Origin of the sequence: Dorea sp. OM07-5 (assembly GCF_003481355.1) — a bacterium.
In the GTDB taxonomy this organism is placed as follows: Bacteria; Bacillota; Clostridia; order Lachnospirales; family Lachnospiraceae; genus Dorea_D; species Dorea_D hominis.
Window position 1 is genome coordinate 170,861 of the sequence record NZ_QUKZ01000004.1, and the last position, 20,633, is coordinate 191,493.

Consider the following 20,633-nt stretch of genomic DNA (forward strand, 5'->3'; position numbering starts at 1 on the left):
TAGAAATAACAGGAGATGCTTTATGAACGAAATAAGATATGAAATAATTATCACATTTCTTGAAAATGCAGATAAATTAAAGAAAACGGTACAAAGCTGTGAAAATCAGATATTAGAGAATGACAGAATTATAATTGTTGGAACCGGTAATCTGGAACAGATAAAATCATTAAAAGAGATTAAGAAATATAAAAAACAGATTACATTCAAACAGACAGCCACCGTTGCGGATGCTTATAATGAATGTGTGAGAGAAAGTGAGTCACAGTATACAATTTTCATGAAAGAAGGAGACTGGCTGGGTGAAGGGTTTCTGAAACATGCAGCCAGTGTAATGGAAGATGAAAAAGAACAGCAGATAGAAGAACCGGAAGCGGAATCAGAGTCACAAATTGAATCAGAGGATGAACATGAGGAAGAACATAAGACGAAAGGTGTAGTATTACAGAACGAAATTATGAATCCGGGAGAAGTATCTGTTCTGCTCCCTGTACAGTATTGTGATAATCTGCTGGTTTCTGAAAAGCCTAAAAAACATATTTTAAGTAAAAAAGTAATTAAAGGAACTTATGGAGTAGATATTACAAAGAATTACTGGGCACTGCAAACTGCTTTGCCAGGTGCGGTAATACGGACAGCATGTTTAAAAACATATACCTTTAATACTGAAATCATGTTTGAATATGACACGGATGTGTTGCTGCGCATTTTGAATAATGAAAAAAAATATCTGGTAACAGACAGGGCAGAGTATTATTATTTTGATCCGAAGGAAAATCAGGTATTATATCACATTCCTGCGCATTATTCACAGTGGTATGAAGAATCCGCAGAAAAATATTTATTGCCATTATTAAGGGATTCGGAAGATAGCCTGTTTATACAAAATTATGCGGTATATTATATCCTGAATCGATTCTTATGTAATCTTGACAATCGTAATAAAAAACAGCTTCTTGGAAAGAAGTTTGATAAATACTTAGAGGTAGTAAAAGAAATTTTCGGATTTGTTGATGATTATTATCTTACGAATCAGGATCTGCATAAATATTTATCAAAAAACCCGCAGATTTTATGTATGTTCCTTCGAATCAAATATGGAATTGATAATGTGAAATATGAGTATCGACAGGAGATTGATCCGGAGACAGAGGAAAAGGATCTTGTGATGTACTTTAATGGAAATCGTATTTCTTCTGTAAACAGTCATTATTTTTCAATCGGAATGATGAATTATGTAGATGGAAAAGTCTGGCTGGATGGTTCTCTGATCAGTATATTTGCGCAAGGGGGAATTGATTTTTATGCTGAATTTAACGGAAAGATGATAAAGGTAGAGGATACAGATTCTTATTCCCTTACAAAATATTTTGGAGTTCCGGCTTACAGAAGAATTACTTATCATCTGGAATTGCCGTTGAATCCAAATAAGAAAAATCAGGCAGTACGGTTTTATGCAAAAGATAAAAATGACAAATATCAGTTGAGAATTACATTTTCGGATCACTGGGCGAAATTAAGTAAAATACCAAGATATTCCTACTGGCATTTTAATAAATATTTATGCCATCATGCGGAAAATTCGATTGTATTTAAAAAAGCAAATATTGTAAATGTTTTGAAAAGAGAGATACAGTTCCAGTTGAATCTACTGAAGATCAATTCTAAATACAGCCGCCATGCATTGGCGCTCCGGTGGTTATATTGGATTACAAGACCATATTTTAAAAAGAAAAAAATCTGGTTGATGTTAGACAAATTATACAAAGGAGGAGACAGTTGCGAATATCTGTACCGCTATTCGGCAAAATTAGAAGATGGTGTTACAAGATATTATGTAATTGATAAGAAAACGCCGGATTATAAAAAATTGAAAAAAGACGGATATAAGCCATTGGCAACAAATTCGCTGATGCATCAGCTTGCATTTTTAAATGCAGATCTTGTATTGATCACAAATTCACATTTGTTCCCGTTTAATGGATTCCGTAAAGAAAAGTCCAAATATTTCAGAGGACTTTGCAATTTTTCATCTATGTGTCTGCAGCACGGATTATCTGTGCAGAAGTGTGCAATGGCACAGAGAAGGATTATTGATAATACGACAGGATATTTTCTGGCATCGAAATATGAATATGAAAATCTCTCCAAACATGCATATGGATATCAGAATTTTGATGTGTTGAAATTAACAGGAATCGGACGATATGATGGATTGATCAGTAATGACCAGAAACAGATTTTGCTTTCACCAACCTGGAGAATGTACAATGCGCTTCCGGTAACAACGAGTGAAGGTGATCAGAGGGGATATAATCCGGAGTTTAAAAACTCTACATATTACCAGGTGTATAATAATCTGATCAATCATAAACGATTGATTGACTGTGCAAAGAAGACTGGATATAAGATTAAATTCTTACTGCATCCGATTTTGAGTTCACAGGCAGATGATTTTACACCGAATGAAGAAGTAGAAGTAATTCCATCTGTTGGAGATTTAAGCTATGAAAAGATATTGACAGAATCTAGTTTGATGGTTACGGATTATTCAGGAGTTCAGTTTGATTTCGCTTACATGAGAAAGCCGATTGTTTATTTCCATCCGGAAGAGCTGCCACCACATTACGAAGATGGAATCTTCTTCTACGATACAATGGGATTCGGTGAGATTTGCACGAAGACAGAACAGCTTGTGGACCTGCTGTGTGAATATATGCAAAACAATTGTGTTATGAAAGAAAAGTATGTAAAGCGCGCAGATGATTTCTTTGTATATAAAGATCATAATAACTGTAAGAGAATTTACAAAGAGATAATGAAGAGTCAGAAACAGATTGATATAGACAAAATGCGAAAGTAACAGGTGTGTATTATGAAAAAACATTATTTTGCATATGAAATGTTCTCGAAATACAGGGGAGCAATTATGGGAATACAGATTTTATTGATTGTGTTTTTCCATTTTACAGAAGATTGCAAGGGATATAACGTCAGATATTCTGGTATAGTTTACTGGTTTTATAATTATGTTAAAAGTTCCGGAGTAGATATATTTCTTCTGGTATCAGGTTTAGGACTTTATTATTCCTGGAAGAAGAGGGCAGAGCTGAAATCGTTTTATCAAAGGAGATTTGTAAAAATACTGATTCCATATTTTCTGGTTGCGGTACCGGCATGGATATGGCTGGATTTGATTGAAGAACATAATGGATTAGTAAAGATGTTTTCGGATCTATTTTTTCTTACATTCTTTGTTGGAGAAAATAAATGGTTCTGGTATATATTATTATGTGGTTTTTGTTACCTTATTTTTCCATATATATTCGATGTGATTGAGAAAGTCCGGGATCATACAGAAGCAAAGATGCGTGTACTTGTATTGTGTCTGACAGCTACAATTGTTACAATGCTGCTGCAATTGTATGCAAAAGATCTGTATATGAATATTAGTATTGCAACAAAGAGAGTTCCGGCATTTATAATCGGTGTATATATTGGAAAATTAGCCTGGGAAAAGAAGGGAAAACCCATATGGAGCGTCTGGTTACAGCTGATACTTTTATGTTGGATGATGATTCCATTGCAGCTATATAACAAAAAGATAATGGGAGTATATTTACTTGCATTGATGAATTTGACAATCTGCGAGATTCTAATGTTGCTCTTTGAATGGACAGAGAATAAATCTTCTGTGATTTTAAAGTTGAGAAATGGTATTTTGGCAATATTAAACTGGTTTGGTAAATATACGATAGAGATTTATTTGATACATGTTGCATTCAGAAAAGTATTTAAGACTTTGGATTATCCTACATATCGATTAAAATATGAAGGAAGTATGCTTTTAATTTCATTTGTTCTTGCAGTTGCTTTGAAGTATTTGGATCTTTTCATAGAGAAAAGAGTACTTCTGAGTTTACAAAAAAATTAGCTTGAGAATTACGAAAGACTTTTTGACGAAAATTAATTGTCCAAAAAGTCTTTTTTGTCATAGCATCCGGAGGAAGCTGCCATTGGCAGGTTCTGTAGGTTATAACCACAAAATGAGAATAAAAATATGTCAGAATATACTAACAGAAAATATTATTCTATATATTTTCTGAAAATCAAAAAATATATAGAGGGTTTGTGTTAAAATGCTACAATGGATGTTTTAGGAGAAAGGAAAAGTGGAATGAGTAATTATAAAAAAATATTTTGTATGAGTGTTTATAAAATAATTACGATTATAACATTTTGCGTGTTGTTGATGATAGGGAGTGGAACGATTTTTCATGCTCATAACAGTGTGTTTATGTCTGTTTTACAGCCAGCGGTAAGGATAGCATTTTTAATAATATTAATTTTGACGGTTATAGGCAGTTATGTTTTATTGTTCCGTTTTTTTCAAAATGCTTCAAAAAAGTCAATTATAATAGCTACGCTGGTAATTGTATTCATGATGTTACTTGTGTATGGAATAATTCTGTATAATATTCAGCCATTTGCTTCATCGGATGCTTATAATGTACAGGATCTTGCACTTTATTTGGCGAAGACTGGGAAACACCGAGTGTCTGCGGATGCGCCTCATGCAATGGAATATTTTGGATATTATGCTAATAATTATTTTTTAACAATTTTATTAGCAAAATATTTCAGGATTTTGTTGTGGCTTGGAATTCAGGATATATATATTCCATTATATATATTAACAATTGGAGGGATGCTTGTTGGAACAATGTTCTTGTATTTGACAGGAGTATATGTGAAGGGAATTCGTGGTGGAGCAGAGATTTTGGCACTTTGTGCAGGTAATCCACTATATTATATATTGCCGCTGTGGGCATATACAAATGCACTTTCAGTACCATTTACTGCTGCTACAGTATACTTTGCTATTCGTCTGTTGCATGAAAAGGGAAGAAAGGGCAGAGGTATATCTGCAGCTTTATTTGCAGGAAGTCTTGCAGTTGGATATTATATACGACCGACCGTTGTGATACCGGCTATTGCTTTTTTAATATGCCTTATTGTAGAGCTGATTGCAGGAAAACGTCAGTGGAAAGAGGTAGGAGAATGTGTTGGAATTGTAATCGTGGTTTCAGCGATTACAATAGGTGGAATTTCAAAGATAAATCACAGATATTTTTCGGAGGTATCTGATCAGAATATTCCAATTACACACTGGATGATGATGGCATCTCATGGAACTGGTGAACTTGATATTGCAGATTATAAATATACGATACAGTTTCCGTCAAAAGAGGAGAAACAGAAGGCTGATTTAAAGCGGTTAAAAGAGAATTATGAAGCATATTCGCTATCGGAGCTGTTTGATTTTATAAATAAAAAATTAGATATTTCCTGGTGCTATGCTGATGGAAATGATCTTTTGGAAAAGGTTTCACAGAACCGGAAAAATACAGTTATTTACAACTGGATTCTTGGAAGTAAATCGGATTTATTCCGAACATATTGTTATGCTTTTCGTATTGCGAATATAGGGATGGTTCTGCTTGTATTATGGAAGATGCTGAAAAAAAGAAATCAGGATGTAAATCAGGTGTTTTATACATTATCATTTTTAGGTGGCGTATGTTTTTACAGTATATGGGAAATAAAAGCGTCTTATGGAATGCCATTTCTTATGTTTCTTTTGCTCCTTGGAAGTTATGGAATGGAATATTTAGCAGAGCAGATGAAAGAAAAAAAGAAAAAATGTATTTGTATAAATGAGGGAGGCAAAAACTTCTGGCAGAAAACAACAATAATTATATTTATCGTGAGTGTTTCAGTAATGATGTATGCAGAAATCAGTCAGTCTGTAACGGTACATAAAGAATGGGAAGTCCATTGTGCAGATATAGGATCTGTAAGAAAAATAAAAGGATATCAGAAACGATTCCGTCTGGAGCAGATTTTTTATGCGGACAGACCATATAACAGAATCGTTCTCATGGCTGGCGCAAAGGGAAAAGCCAAAGAGAATAATGCAAGTATATATGTGAAATTGACGGACACTTCCGGAAAATTGTTATATCGTGGAGAAATTGCAGCAAAAAATCTTTCCAGGCAGCAGGAAGTTGTATTAAAAATTCCGAAAGTTTCACCAGAAGGTAAAAGAAAATATAAATTAACAATATGGAAGAAAAATGAGTACGCAGGAAATTTAAATATCTGGAAACGGAAAGAAGGTGTGCTCCATAGTTATAAAGGAGTGATGAAAATTTCCGGCGATAAAATGAAGTCAAAGCTGTATCTGGGTGTTTATCTGGAAAAGCAGGAAGCATGGTGTTCTGGAAGAACGGCTTTTGTTATATGCTTATGTTTTTGCGTGCTTGCATCTATGGTATTTTTGTGTTGCCCGGAAACATGCCTGAATAAAGTGAAAGAAAACGGATAATGTTAGATCATTTGGGAGAAAAAGATGAAAAAGAAAATTATAATAAAAATAGTGTCTATGACATTAGTATTGAGTATGCCGGTGTGCTTAAAGGGACATGCTGCACAAAAGATTTGTTTTGAGATGAAAAATCCGAGCAATACACAGGGAATGGCTTTGGGAAAAACTAGTAAACAAGTATACATATTAAGAACAAAGGAATCTAAGAATAATCCAGAAGAAGACAGTGTGTCTGTTCGTTTTTATGAAAATGGAAAATTGAAACAAGAATATTATGTCTGGAAACCGACCTATAAATTAGAAAAACCTGAACATCCAAATGGATTGAGTTATTATAATTCATATATTTATATGGTGGCTGGAGATAATAGAATATTTTTGTTACATCTTAATGAAGACGGAACTATTGAAAGTCGTTTGACTTGTGTCATAAAAGATAATAATAATAAGATACTTAAGAATAAAGTATATGGCATAGCGCATATCGAGAATGGAAGTTTTCTAGTGCGTGAAAAATTGGAGGATGGTACTAAGCAATATGGTGTTTATAAGTTTAATAAACAGGAAAAGAAAGCTCGGGAAGATCATGTTTTTAAAATTTTAGATAATGCTAATGGATACAATACAGGCCAAGATATAGGGATAAAGATAGATGATGAAAGAAAACATGTTTTTGTTGTTACGTCTAATAAAATTGATAAACAATGTGTAAAAAATAGAGTATTGAAGTACAGATTAAAGCAGAATGAGTCTAATAAATATGTGGGAGCTGTATATGAAAAAACAATTGATCTTGATAGACCGTCGACAGATTATTCGTTTTATGAAGTAGAAAGCGTTGATTTTTCTTCTGGTGGAAGAATGTATTTTACAGGAAATGAAAAAATTAATGAACGTGATGCTGATAAAGTTAGATATTACTATTAATGTAATAAAAAGGGAGCGGAACGATTAAGTCGCTCCCTTTTCCACAATTTCTGAAGATAATATTAAGAATTGTTGAAGCTTTACAGAAGATGGACATATAAATGGAAAAAGTGTGCTAGACTACGAAAAGAACAAATCATAGAGGTATAAAATACGAGAGTAGAAAGATATGCATACTTTTAGAATCAAATTACAATTGAATTTATATAAAGCCGTTATGGCATTAACTTTATTTTTTATTGTATTTATAGAAGCAGGGACAATCGTGACAGCACAAAGCCAGGTGTTTGCAGGTATTTTGTCACCGGTAATGCGGTTGCTGCTTCCAATTCTTATTGCATTGTTGCTTGGCAGTTCTCTGCTCATCCTCTTCAGATGTTTGGACAAGATGGGGAAAAAGGGACTCTGGATATACACGGGAATATTATTTGTGATATTATTAGTTGGTTTCGGAGTTATTCTTAGTAATTTTCTTCCATTTTCGTCTACAGATGCATATAACATGCAGGATATGGCAATGTATCTCGCAAAGACAGGAGAAAAGCCGATTTCTGATACAGCACCGCATGCATCTTATTTCGGAATGTTTTCCAATAATTATTTCCTGACTGTTATATTTGCAAAATTTATCAATATGTTGTCCCGTGCCGGGATCACAGAAGTACAGTTTGCTCTGTTAGCTTTATCTGTGGCAGGAATGATTATTGCGACAATATTTTTATATTTGACAGGAATTCGTATCGGAGGTTTAAAAGGCGGAGCGAAAATTCTGACATTATGTGTGTTGAATCCGATTTATTATATTTTGCCAATGTGGATATATACCTGCTCATTTTCCATCCCTTTTACGGCGGCAGTAATTTATTTCGGAGTCAGACTTCTGAAAGAAGAGTCATGGAAAGACAGAGTTATTTCTGCAATATTGTTTGCTGTATTCGGAATAACCGGTTATTATATCCGTCCAACGGTAATGATCCCGATGATTGCATTTGTTTTCTGTTATATTTTGGATCAGCTTATTGGAAAAAAGAAAATAAAAGAAAGTATACAGAGCTTTGGAATCGTACTGCTTATAGGAATTGTAGTTTCGCATGGCATATCGGGATTAAACCAATCGTATTTTGAAACAGTCTCAGCACAGAATTATCCAATTACACATTGGTTAATGATGGCGTCACATGGAGACGGAGAGCACAATAAAGAAGATTATGCTTATACACATCAGTTCAGGACAAAAGAAGAGAAAACACAGGCGACAGTTGACCGGATGATAAAAAATTATAAAAGTTACAGTTTCAGTGAACTGATGGCTTTTGAACAGAAGAAACTTATGGTTTCGTGGTGTTATGCGGATGGAGGAGACCTGATAGAAAAAATTTCGCAGGATCAGAAGAATACACCGCTGTACACATGGATATTAGGAAGCAGATTCGATCTGTTCCGGGAATACTGCTATGGATTCAGGATCTCTAATATGGCTTTTCTGTGTCTGGCATTATGGAGACTGCTGAAAAGGAAAAAAGAAGATATCCTTCAGGTATTCTGGGCAGTATCTATATTAGGTGGAATTCTTTTTTATTGTATCTGGGAAATAAAAAGCTCTTACGGTATGCCATTTGTGATGCTGTTTCTATTATTGGGAATGGCAGGGATTGATGAGAGTAAGGAAAAGTTATTTCAGAAAAGGGATGAGAAATATGCATATAAATGTGGCTGGACAGAACTGGTGCTTCTTGTGTGTGTGATCTGTATCTGCCTTGTAAGTGGAGAACAGATGAGAAAATCTAAAATTCCTGTGTATCAGTGGAGTGTGCACTGTATTAATGGAACATCTGCAAAGAAGATGGAAGATGTAGGAAAAACAGTCCATATAAATCAGAAGTTTGAGGCATTACATTCATTTAACAGAATTGGATTGATCGTAAGTGCCGGAGACCGTGCAAAAGAGTTTAATGATATTTTGCAGGTACAATTAACAGATGAGAAGGGAAACCGGATTTACCGAGGAAAAATACAGGCTGATAAGGTGGGAGAGCATGGAAGTGTCATACTTAAATTTCCAAAAGTAACACCAACTAAAGAGAATAAGGATTATCATTTACGAATCTGGAATAAAAAACCTCATAAAGGCAAATTACGGGTGTGGTATAGAAAAGAGTTTTATATGCACAGTTATAAAGGGAAATTGGAAGTAGATGGAAGAAATCATTTTGAAAATTTGTATCTGCAAGTGTATAAAGAGACAAAAGAGCCGTGGTGTGACAAAAAACAGATGCTGGTAATAGCAGGAATCTTTTTACTGTGGACAGCAATTGTTCTGGTAATAATACCTAAAAAACGCTGCAATGAAAATGTTGAGAGAGGAGAGCGATAGCAGATGAAGGCAGAAACAAATATGGAGAACAATATAGAAATAAAGAATATCAGAGAGAAAACACCAACTCTTTATATTGTGATTCCGTGTTACAATGAAGAGGAAGTACTGCCGATTACCAGTAAACAGTTTCTGGCAAAGATTCAGCAGTTAGTAACAGAAGAAAAGATTACAGATGACAGCCGGATATTATTTGTAAATGATGGATCAAAAGATTCAACATGGGATATTATCCGGAAACTCTCAGCAGAAGATCCGCATTATATTGGAATCTGCCAGAGTCGGAACCGAGGACATCAGAATGCTGTACTGGCAGGTCTTATGGAAGCAAAAGACCAGTGTGATATTACAATTTCGATTGATTGCGACGGACAAGATGATATTAACGCCATGGATCGTATGGTAGATGCGTATCTGGATGGCTGTGAAGTTGTGTATGGCGTACGTTCAAAACGAGATACGGATACAGTTTTTAAGCGGTTTACGGCAGAAGGATTTTATAAGTTATTAAACTGGATGGGAGCAGAGGTTGTTTATAATCATGCAGATTATCGCCTGATTTCCAGTCGTGTATTACAGGAATTTGCGAATTATAAAGAAGTAAACATTTTCCTTCGTGGCATGGTTCCACTTGTTGGTTTTAAAAGTACGTCTGTATATTATGAAAGAGCAGAGCGTATCGCCGGAGAAAGCCATTATCCTTTAAAGAAAATGCTTGCGCTTGCCTTTGATGGGATTACAAGTCTGTCAGTGAAGCCGATTCGATTGATCACTTCCTTTGGCTTGCTTGTCGCAAGTCTGAGCTTTATCGGAATCCTTTGGGCAGTGATCGGTGCGCTGGTTGGAGAGACCACTCCGGGATGGGCAAGTGTAACCTGTATTGTATGTTTTATTGGTGGAATCCAGATGTTATTTCTTGGTGTGATCGGAGAATATATCGGAAAGATTTATCTGGAGACTAAGCATCGCCCACGTTACATTATCAGTGAGCGTACTTACAAAGATACAGATGCCAAGCAGGATATGGGAACTGATAAAAAGTAAAATGAGAGAGAATAAAAGGTAATAGAAAAAGAAAACAAAAGAGGGAAGAACGAAAAAAAGATGAAGAAAGTAATTGATTGGGTAACAATAAAATTTTTGATCGTCGGAGTGATCAATACACTGGTGGGATCAGCGGTAATGTTTTTGCTGTATAATGGATTCCATACCGGATACTGGATTGCTTCCGCGTGCAATTATATTATAGGAAGTATTGTAAGTTATTTTCTGAATAAACATTTTACGTTCCGGAGTAAAGAAAAATCACTTCGCGAAGTGATAACATTTGCTGTAAATATTGTAATTTGTTATGTTCTGGCATATGGTATCGCAAAGCCATGTGTATATCAGATCTTCAGCGGGTATGGCACAAAGATACAAGATAATATTGCCATGTTTGCAGGAATGTGTCTGTTTGTGGGATTGAATTATTTTGGACAGAGATTTGTAGTTTTTAAAGGTGGAAAAGAATAAATTCCACCTTTTTCCTATAATTAAAATATTTTATAGAAAATGCCAATACAGCTTTCTGAAATTTGACAATAACCGCATTGTTACGGTATTCTGTTTTAGTAAAGATATTATCTGAAAGAAATTGTTAGAAATAGTTTCTGCAGATGATTTGGGTGTAGGGAAATAGAACAGGAGATAATAAATATGAAGAAGCGGAATATACTTGTAGCAATGATGACCGCACTGGCACTTTGTGTGACCGCAGTTCCGGCATCTGTATATGCGCAGGATGCGACGGCAGAAACAACAGTAACACAGGAAACGGAAAATACAGAAGCTTCTAATGTGAACGGAGCAGACGATCCGGGAGCCGGAAGATTAGCCGGACATATTGCACCGGAATTTTTTGGTGAACAGTCAATGGCAAGAACAACGGCGAACTATGAGCATGCAGATAAGTTCAAGAGCGGTTATACAATCCAGACCGGAGTCGATGTATCCAAATGGAATGGAAAGATTGACTGGGGCAGAGCGAAAAAAGCCGGAGTTAAGTTTGCGCTGGTGCGTATGGCTTACCGCGGATATGGCTCTGCCGGATCCATGGGAATAGATGAAACAGGTGTGACAAATCTGAAAAACGCGCTTGCAGCAGGAATTCCTGTAGGGGCATACATATTTTCACAGGCAACGACGGAAGCAGAGGCAAAAGCAGAAGCAGATCTTCTGATTTCCCAGGTAAAAGGATATAAGATTACACTGCCACTGGTGATGGATTTTGAATATTACAGTGATAGCGGGAAGAATGAAGGACGTCTCTATGATGCCAAATTAAGCAAATCAAAGGCAACTGCCATATGCAATGCATTTTGCGCGAGAGTGGCATCTAAAGGCTACACACCGATGGTATATGCAAATGCTGATATGTTGAAAAATAAGTTAAATGCATCCGATATCAGCAAAAACTATATGATCTGGCTTGCCAATTATACATCTAAAACGACGTATACCGGAGATTATAATTTCTGGCAATATTCTGCGGCCGGAGCTGTGGATGGAATCAGCGGAAGGGTGGATATGAACTTCCGCTATATAAAAAAAGATACTTCAGACACAACAGCATCCGGAACATTGAAGACTCCGGCTCTTAAAGCATCCGGAAAGAATTTTTATACGGTAAAATTATCCTGGAGTAAAGTGAACGGAGCAAGCGGTTATAAGATTCAAAAATACAATAGCTCAAAAAAAGCCTACGAGACAATAAAGACGATTAGCAATGGTTCTACAGTGTCCTACAATCATACAGGTTTAAATGCAGCAACGACATACAAATATCGTGTCCGTGCATATAAGAAAGCAAACGGAACAACAGTGTACAGTTCCTATACTTCGGCTGTGAAAGCGACTACGAAAAAAGCGGTTTCCGGAAAAATCAAAGGCAGTAATGTAAATTTCCGTAAAGGCGCATCAATTTCTAAAGCAAAGATCGCGCAGTTGAAAAAAGGGAAAAATGTTACTCTGACTGGGAAGAGTGGAAGCTGGTATAAAGTAAAAGCAAGTATAAACGGAAAGAGTAAAACAGGCTATATTTTAGATGATTATGTGAAGATCACATCGCGTCAGGCAAAAGTAAATGCAACGAATGTCAATGTGCGTAAAGATCCGGGAACTTCTTATAAAAAAGTGACAACTCTTACAAAAGGAACAGAGATTTCGGTGATAGGAACAAAGGGAAGCTGGTATAAAATCTCATTTTCTGTAAAAGGCAAGAAAAAGACAGGCTATATGTTGACAAGTTATGTAAGTATATTGTAAATTAAAAATTAGTTTAACTTTCATGGAATGACAGGCAATACCAGAATATGAGGAGATTATAAAAGTAGAATGAAAAAGAGAACAAGAATACTGGCGGCGCTTCTGACAATGTGTGTAAGTATTTCCATGCTTCCGTTTTGTACAAAAGCCGCAGAGATACCTGAAGATGGTGACCCGGGAGATTACCGTCTGAACGGAAAGATTGCACCGGAATTTTATGATACACCTGCTTCGGCAAAAGCAAGAGCAGTGATCAACAATTCGAAATATCAGCATGCGTCTAAGTTTAAAGACGGATATGAGATCCAGACCGGAATTGATGTATCTTATCATCAGGGGAATATTGATTGGAAGAAAGTAAAGGCTGCCGGTGTGCAGTTTGCGATCATCCGTGCGGGATACCGCTCTTACGGAGAAGGAAAATTATATCCGGACAAGCAGGTAGATAATTATATTCCGGCAGCGATCAATGCGGGCATCCCGGTTGGCGCTTATATTTTCTCACAGGCGATCACAGAGAAAGAAGCGAGAGAAGAAGCGGATTATATTATTTCAAAAGTCAGCAATTACAAATTAAAGCTTCCGATTGTCTTGGATTACGAATATGTAACGCCGACGCTGGGAAGACTGGCAACTGCGAAACTCAGCAGAGCGAAGAAGACGAAGATCTGCAATGCGTTTTGCGCAAGAGTTGCATCCAAAGGCTACACACCGATGGTTTATGCGAATCGTTCGATGCTGACAAATGATATGTATGCAGATCAGATCGATGGTAAATATAAGATCTGGCTGGCACAGTATAATACGAAAGTTACTTATGGAAGAACATACGAATATTGGCAGTATAGCCCGACTGGTAGAATAAGCGGAATCAATGATAATAATGTAGATATGAATTTCCGTTATGTAAAACAGCAGGAAACTTTGAAGATAAAAAAGACAACACAGGACAGTATTACGATACAGTGGGCTCCGATCGAGCATGCATCCGGCTATGAAGTTTTTAAGAAAAATACAGCAGGCAAATATGTAAAGATTGCAACGATCGAAGATGCGGATGCAACAACTTATACAGATACCGGACTTGTAAAAGGCGAGGCGGGAACTTATAAAGTTCGTGCATTTTTAGAGGAAGATGCAGGGGAAGATTACAGTTCTTTCACACCGGCAGCTACAGGTGTAACCGGAATTGACGGTACTGCACTTTCAGCAAAAGGAACAGCACTGAATCGGATTTCACTTGGCTGGGAACAGGCAGCAGATGCAAGTGGATATATTATACAGCGTTATGATTCTGCGAAGAAGTCTTATACTACGATAAAGACCGTTACAAGTCCGAAGACGTTATCTTATACAGATGCGGATCTGGATGCTTCTAAGACCTATACATACCGGATTCGTGCATATAAATCGGTAAGTGGCGTAAAAGGATACAGCGGGTATACAGAAGCAAAAGCGGTAACGAAGAAAGCAGAGACAGGAAGAGTCAGCGTTTCAAGTGTGAATTTCCGCAAAGGACCATCTACTTCTTATAAGAGCCAGGGAACTCTTACAAGAGGAAAAACAGTATCGGTAACAGGAGCACGCGGCGGTTGGTATAAAGTTACAGCGAAGCTGAACGGAACGAAGAAGACGGGATATGTAATGAAAAGCTACATAAAGACCGGTGCGGGAGCACGCATTGGTTTTCCATCTCTTAAGACACAGGCTGTTTCAAAAAGTAAAATAAAACTAAGCTGGAAACAGATTATCGGTGTGGATGGGTATGAGATTGTCCGCTATAATACGAAGAAGAAAGCGTATAAAAAGATAAAAACGCTCACGAATCCAAAAACTGTTTCTTATACGGATAAAGGACTGAAAAAGCGTACAAAGTACAAGTATAAAATACGTGCATATCAGAAGAACGGGACGAAAAAGGTTTATGGATTTTACTCGAATCCGAAGAATGGCATGACAAGATAAATTTAAGAAGAAATGGGGTACAACATGGCAGGAAAGAGGCGCAGAAGACGCAGAAGAAGAGCAGGAAACTGGTTCTCGCGTCTAAGCATAGGAAAGAAGATTGCACTCTGTATGGGAAGTTTGGTGCTTTGTCTTGCGGCAAGCGGCGTGATATTTGTGGCAGCCAAGCTTGGCAAACTTGACACGGAGGAAATCGATGCGGCAGATATCCAGGTGAACAAAGAAGCAGAAGAGACCGGGGAAGGTTATACGAATGTAGCACTTTTCGGAATCGATTCCAGAAGCGGTGAGCTGGAAAAAGGAACCAGAACAGACTGTATTATTGTAGCAAGTCTGAATAATAAGACAAAAGAAGTACGTATGTCCAGTGTTTACAGAGATACTCTTCTGGACATCAAAGACGGACACCTGCAGAAATGTAATGCAGCATATAGTTTCGGTGGTCCGACACAGGCAATCAATATGCTGAATAAGAATCTGGATCTGGATATTGAAAAGTTTGCAACTGTGGATTTTGCAGCTATTTCAGAAACGATAGACTTACTTGGTGGTCTGGATATAAATGTGAAAAAAGAAGAGATCCAGTATCTGAATAAGTTTGTTGGTGAGACAGCCAGAGTTGCAAAGAAAAAGGCAAAGAAAGTTACCAAGCCTGGAAAACAGCATCTCAATGGCGTGCAGGCGACAACCTATGCACGTATCCGTTCAACAGCGGGCGGGGATTTCACACGAACGGAGAGACAGCGTCTCGTTATCCAGAAGATCGTTGAGAAGGCACAGAAATCAGATTTTGCTACGATCAACAAGATCATTGATAAATTACTTCCGACAATTAAGACAAACTTTTCAGCAGCAGAGATCCTCTCTTATGCGAAAGATTTTACAAAGTATAAGATCGGTGCCTCATCCGGATTCCCATTTGAAAAAACGACAGATACGATTTCCGGACTGGGAAGTATCGTTATTCCGGTAAAACTGGACAACAATGTAAAAGAACTGCATAAGTTTCTGTATGATGATGAAAATTACAAAACATCCAGTGAAGTGAAGACAATCAGCAATGCAGTTGTTGCAAGAGTCGGACAGAGACAGGCAGAAAGCAGTTCGACGTTGAACAGTAAGACATATAAGACAGCGCCGGAAGATAAGGCACAGGAGTCGAATAAGTATACACCGACAAGGTCTTATAAGAATAACAACAGCAGTTACCATAATAATACGAACAGTAATCGTAACAACGGAAACAGCGGTACAAACAGTAATAAAAATAACAACAGCAATAAGAATAACAATTCGGGAAATCATTCTGGAAATACCGGAGGCAGCACAGGTGGAAATACCGGAGGCAACACAGGTGGAAATACCGGAGGCAGTACAGGCGGAAACTCTGGAAGTAACACCGGAGATGGAAACAGTGAATCCGGAGGCGGAAGCAGTGAATCCGGAGACGGCAATACCGGAGGCGGAAGCAGTGAAAACGAAGCAGAATAAGTAAAATAATAAGGAAAGGGTGTACATAATTGACATGTACATCCTTTTTTTGTTAGAATAAACACAAAAAAGTGTAGAAAAACGGGTGGAAAAATGATGTATGATTATTTAATTGTCGGATCTGGTTTATTCGGATCCATTTTCGCGTATGAAGCGGGAAAAAAAGGAAAACAATGTCTGGTAGTGGAGAAAAGAGATCATATTGGTGGAAATATTTATACAAAAGAAGTTGAAGGAATTCAGGTTCACCAGTATGGAGCGCACATTTTCCATACAAGCAACAGAGAAGTCTGGGAGTATGTACAGCAGTTTGCAGAGTTCAACCGTTATACGAACAGTCCGGTAGCGAATTATAAAGGAGAAATCTATAATCTTCCATTTAATATGAACACATTCAATAAACTGTGGGGTGTTGTGACACCGGCAGAGGCAAAAGCGAAGATTGAAGAACAGGCAGCAGCTTATCGCACAGAGCATCCGGCGAATCTGGAAGAACAGGCACTCAACCTGGTCGGAAAAGATATTTATGAGAAACTGATCAAAGGATATACAGAGAAGCAGTGGGGGCATCGCGCAACAGAGCTTCCACCGGAGATTATTAAACGTCTGCCGGTGCGGTATATTTATGATAATAATTATTTTAATGATATTTATCAGGGAATCCCGATTGGTGGATATACAGCTATGATCGAGAAGATGCTTGAAAAGGCAGAAGTAAGACTTGGTGTGGATTACCTGGAACACAAAGACGAACTGGATGCACTTGCAGAGAAAGTAGTATATACCGGCCCGATCGATGCATATTATGGATATCAGTTCGGAGAACTGGAGTACCGCAGTGTTTCTTTTGAAACGGAAGTACTGGATCAGCCGAATTATCAGGGAAATGCAGTTGTAAATTATACGGAATACGAAGTACCGTACACAAGAATCATTGAACACAAGCATTTCGAGTTTGGCACACAGGATAAGACAGTCATATCCAGAGAATATCCTGCAGCATGGAAGAAAGGTGATGAGCCTTATTATCCGGTAAATAATGAGAAGAATAATATGCTGTATCATTCTTATGAGGAACTTGCAAAGGAAGAAAAGAAAGTCATTTTTGGAGGAAGACTTGGAACATATAAATACATGGATATGCACCATGTCGTAGCAGAAGCTCTTCGGGTTACGAAAGAAGAGTTAATTTAGGTTGCACTTTTTGCGAAAATATAGTAATATATTGTAGTATTTTCTATAAAAAGAAAAGTGAGGCTTGATATGGCAAAGAAGAGGAATCAGAGAAACCTTAAAGCAGTGCAGGCTGCCAAGGCCAGAAAAAAGCGAAGGAACAGAAGAAGAAGGCGTGCAATCGTACTGGCAATCGAAGTGATCATATTGCTCGCATTGTCCGCAACAGCTTTTGTCATGGCGAAGTATGACAAGTTCCAGCGTGTAGAGATTAACTCAGATGATATTAAAATCAATTCCGGAGTGAAGAAGGAAGGATATACAACAGTAGCGTTATTCGGAGGCGACTCCAGAGAAGGAGAACTGGAAGCCGGTACGCGCACGGATACGATCATAGTTGTAGCGCTTGACCACAAAGAAGGTGTGATCCGTATGGCGTCCATTTACCGAGATACGCTTCTGCAGCAGGATGATAATACCTATAATAAAGCGAATCATGCATATTTTTCAGGCGGTCCGAAAGCAGCAATCAACATGCTGAACAAGAATCTGGACCTGGATATTCAGGATTATGCAACCGTCGATTTCAAAGCAATGTCTGATGTGGTAGATATGCTTGGCGGAATTAAGATACAGGTAACCGATCCGGAAGCGAAGATGCTGAATAAGTATGTCGGTGAGACAGCAAAAGCATCCAAGAAGAAGGCGCATAAGTTAAATGGCGGTGGTGTCTATACACTGGATGGACCGCAGGCTGTAACATATGCAAGACTTCGTAAGCTGGAAGGCGGAGATTACAAGCGTACAGAGAGACAGCGTCTTGTGATTAAGAAGTTGTACGAGAAAGGTATTAAAGCAGACATTGGTACACTTAATAAGATTGTGGATAAGATATTTCCGCAGGTATCTACGAGTTTTTCGCTGAAAGAAGTACTTTCGCTTGCGGCGAGTGCCTCAAGTTATAAGCTGGGTGACAGTCAGGGCTTCCCGTTTGAGAAGACGGATGGAATTATCTACAGGACTGCAGGAGATGTTGTTGTACCGCTTGGACTGGCTGAGAATGTAGAAGAATTGCATAAGTTCCTGTACCCGAACGAGACAAAAACGGTATCTTCTACAGTGCAGATGATTTCAACAGAGATTTCCAATCTGACGAATGTTGTACGTCCGGCGAATATGAATACAGAAGAAGAGACGAATACAGATAATAACAGTAATAGTAACAATAACAATAACAGTAATAAACCGGTGATTACAAACTCAACCAGTGACTCCGGAAATAGTAAAAGTAATAATAATACAACTGGTGGCGGGACAGAATAAAAGTTGATTTAGGAGGAATAGAAAGAACATGAAAGCATTTAAGAAACTCAGTGCAGCTTTATTGACTCTCTGTCTGTGCGTGTCTTGTTTTTCTTTCGTTGCACATGCAGCAGATGGAAGAATCTCTTTTACAGATCCAAGCACAGCAGTTGGTGATGAAGTAGAAGTGAAATGTGTAGTACGCTCCACAAGTTCAAGCCTTGGAAATATGGAAGTGAAGTTGAGCTATGATACGGCTTCATTGAAATTTGAATCTGGAGATGGTGTGAAGGAAAATGGCGGAGCACTGACTTATACAGGAACCGGCGGCTCTACAGAAACTTCTTTTACAATGAAGTTTCAGGCGTTAAAAGAAGGAAGTACCAAGGTTGAAGTTTCCGGCGCAACGATTGCGTCCGATGTCGGTACGACACTGACACTGGATCAGGGGAATTCAACAGTTAAGATTGCAGCGGGTGATCCATCCAAGATAAAAAGTGATTCCAAGAGCAGCAAAGCTGGAAATGCAGCAGATAAGACTGTAAAAGTAAATGGAAAGTCTTATACGCTGACAGATGAATTTTCAGATAATGATGTTCCGACGGGATATTCCAGAGTGACTGTTTCACTGGACGGAGAAGACCGTCAGATGGTGAAGAATGAAGACAGTGGCATTACACTTGGTTATTTGATGGACAGTGATAAAAAAGGTGACTTTTTCATGTATAATGAAGAAGATGCAACTTTTTCTCCATATGAGGAAGTCAGTATTTCTGACAGTACATCTATTGTTGTGCTGAGCGATACGTCCAAAGTAAAGCTTCCATCGAATTATCAGGAAGCAAAGCTGACTTTAAATGATAAAGAATTTCCGGTATGGCAGAATAGTGACAGTACAGATTATTATGTCCTGTATGCAATGAATAACAAAGGCGAGACCGGATATTATCAGTATGATTCCCAGGAGAATACTTACCAGAGAATGGATGATCCGTCTGAGACTTCTAAGACAGATACATCCAGTAAAACTACTTCCAACAAGCTTCCGGCATTTGTAAATGATCATTTACAGATGATTATTCTTGCAGGAGGAATCGGAGCAATTGTTCTTTTACTGATCCTTATTATTCTTGGTATCAAACTGCATAACCGTAATGCAGAGTTAGATGAGCTTTATGATGAGTACGGTATTGATGTGGAAGAAGAGCCGGTACCGGTAAAAAACAAAAAAGAAAAGAAGAATAAAAAAGAATCTCGTTTTGGCAAGAAAAAACAATCAGATGAAGATGATTTTGAAACTTACGACGGAGAAGATTTTGATAATGTAGATGATGGAGATACATTTGAAGAAGCATATGTAGAAGATGATTATGATGCATATGATGCAGAAGACGCGTATGAAGATGCTTATGACGAAGATGATTTTGAAGACGAATACGATGCTTATGACGAAGACGAATTCGGAGAGATTACTTATGAAGAGGATGATTACGGCAATCTGGATAAAAATGTATTTGCCGGATATACTCCAAGAGAAGAACTTACGATTGATGATTTAGATGATCTTCTCGGAGAGACACCGAAAAAGAAGAGAGGGCATATGGAAGATGATGATACCTTTAAGGTGGATTTCATTGACCTTGATTAATTGTGAAGCTCTGGCTGTTCCTGGGTTTGGAAGAGCTGGAGCTTTTGAGCAATGTTAAT

At 37.7% G+C, this 20,633-nt stretch carries 13 protein-coding genes; all 13 read left to right on the top strand.

The features are described from left to right. Positions 1-22: 22 nt before the first annotated feature. The 13 genes from DXC04_RS05495 to DXC04_RS05555 all read left to right on the top strand — a co-directional run bounded on the left by DXC04_RS05495 (position 23) and on the right by DXC04_RS05555 (position 20,574). The gene (locus tag DXC04_RS05495) at positions 23-2,863 is read left to right on the top strand and encodes a CDP-glycerol glycerophosphotransferase family protein (protein ID WP_243112111.1); all 2,841 of its coding nucleotides are present in this window, start codon (positions 23-25) and stop codon (positions 2,861-2,863) included. A 66-nt stretch (positions 2,864-2,929) separates the two neighbouring features. Then, complete coding sequence (locus DXC04_RS05500; protein ID WP_158580447.1) at positions 2,930-3,934, top strand: acyltransferase family protein; 1,005 nt, start codon at positions 2,930-2,932, stop codon at positions 3,932-3,934. Positions 3,935-4,453: 519 nt separating this feature from the next. Further along, on the top strand, positions 4,454-6,388 hold the full coding sequence (locus DXC04_RS05505) for a hypothetical protein (RefSeq protein ID WP_147366233.1): 1,935 nt from the start codon (positions 4,454-4,456) through the stop codon (positions 6,386-6,388). 24 nt (positions 6,389-6,412) lie between these two features. After that, positions 6,413-7,315 (top strand): hypothetical protein, encoded by a 903-nt coding sequence (locus tag DXC04_RS05510; protein WP_118660334.1) that lies wholly within the window; start codon positions 6,413-6,415, stop codon positions 7,313-7,315. Positions 7,316-7,511: 196 nt separating this feature from the next. Further along, complete coding sequence (locus DXC04_RS05515) at positions 7,512-9,689, top strand: hypothetical protein (RefSeq protein WP_199692527.1); 2,178 nt, start codon at positions 7,512-7,514, stop codon at positions 9,687-9,689. A gap of 21 nt (positions 9,690-9,710) precedes the next feature. Continuing rightward, on the top strand, positions 9,711-10,733 hold the full coding sequence (locus DXC04_RS05520; RefSeq protein WP_118660398.1) for a glycosyltransferase family 2 protein: 1,023 nt from the start codon (positions 9,711-9,713) through the stop codon (positions 10,731-10,733). A 60-nt stretch (positions 10,734-10,793) separates the two neighbouring features. Next, positions 10,794-11,204: a GtrA family protein gene (locus DXC04_RS05525; protein ID WP_021861623.1), complete on the top strand. Its 411-nt coding sequence runs from the start codon at positions 10,794-10,796 to the stop codon at positions 11,202-11,204. 183 nt (positions 11,205-11,387) lie between these two features. Further along, complete coding sequence (locus DXC04_RS05530) at positions 11,388-12,995, top strand: GH25 family lysozyme (protein ID WP_118660338.1); 1,608 nt, start codon at positions 11,388-11,390, stop codon at positions 12,993-12,995. A gap of 69 nt (positions 12,996-13,064) precedes the next feature. Next, positions 13,065-14,960 (top strand): GH25 family lysozyme, encoded by a 1,896-nt coding sequence (locus DXC04_RS05535; protein ID WP_118660340.1) that lies wholly within the window; start codon positions 13,065-13,067, stop codon positions 14,958-14,960. 24 nt (positions 14,961-14,984) lie between these two features. After that, positions 14,985-16,451, top strand: coding sequence for an LCP family protein (locus tag DXC04_RS05540; protein ID WP_118287751.1), 1,467 nt, complete (start codon positions 14,985-14,987; stop codon positions 16,449-16,451). A gap of 96 nt (positions 16,452-16,547) precedes the next feature. Continuing rightward, a complete protein-coding gene (glf, locus tag DXC04_RS05545; protein ID WP_118660342.1) occupies positions 16,548-17,645 on the top strand; it encodes a UDP-galactopyranose mutase in 1,098 nt (365 codons plus the stop codon). A gap of 69 nt (positions 17,646-17,714) precedes the next feature. Beyond that, entirely contained in the window at positions 17,715-18,947 is a 1,233-nt protein-coding gene (locus DXC04_RS05550) for an LCP family protein (protein ID WP_118287753.1), read from the top strand. A 28-nt stretch (positions 18,948-18,975) separates the two neighbouring features. Continuing rightward, the gene (locus DXC04_RS05555; RefSeq protein ID WP_021861617.1) at positions 18,976-20,574 is read left to right on the top strand and encodes a cohesin domain-containing protein; all 1,599 of its coding nucleotides are present in this window, start codon (positions 18,976-18,978) and stop codon (positions 20,572-20,574) included. The last annotated feature ends 59 nt before the right edge of the window (positions 20,575-20,633 follow it).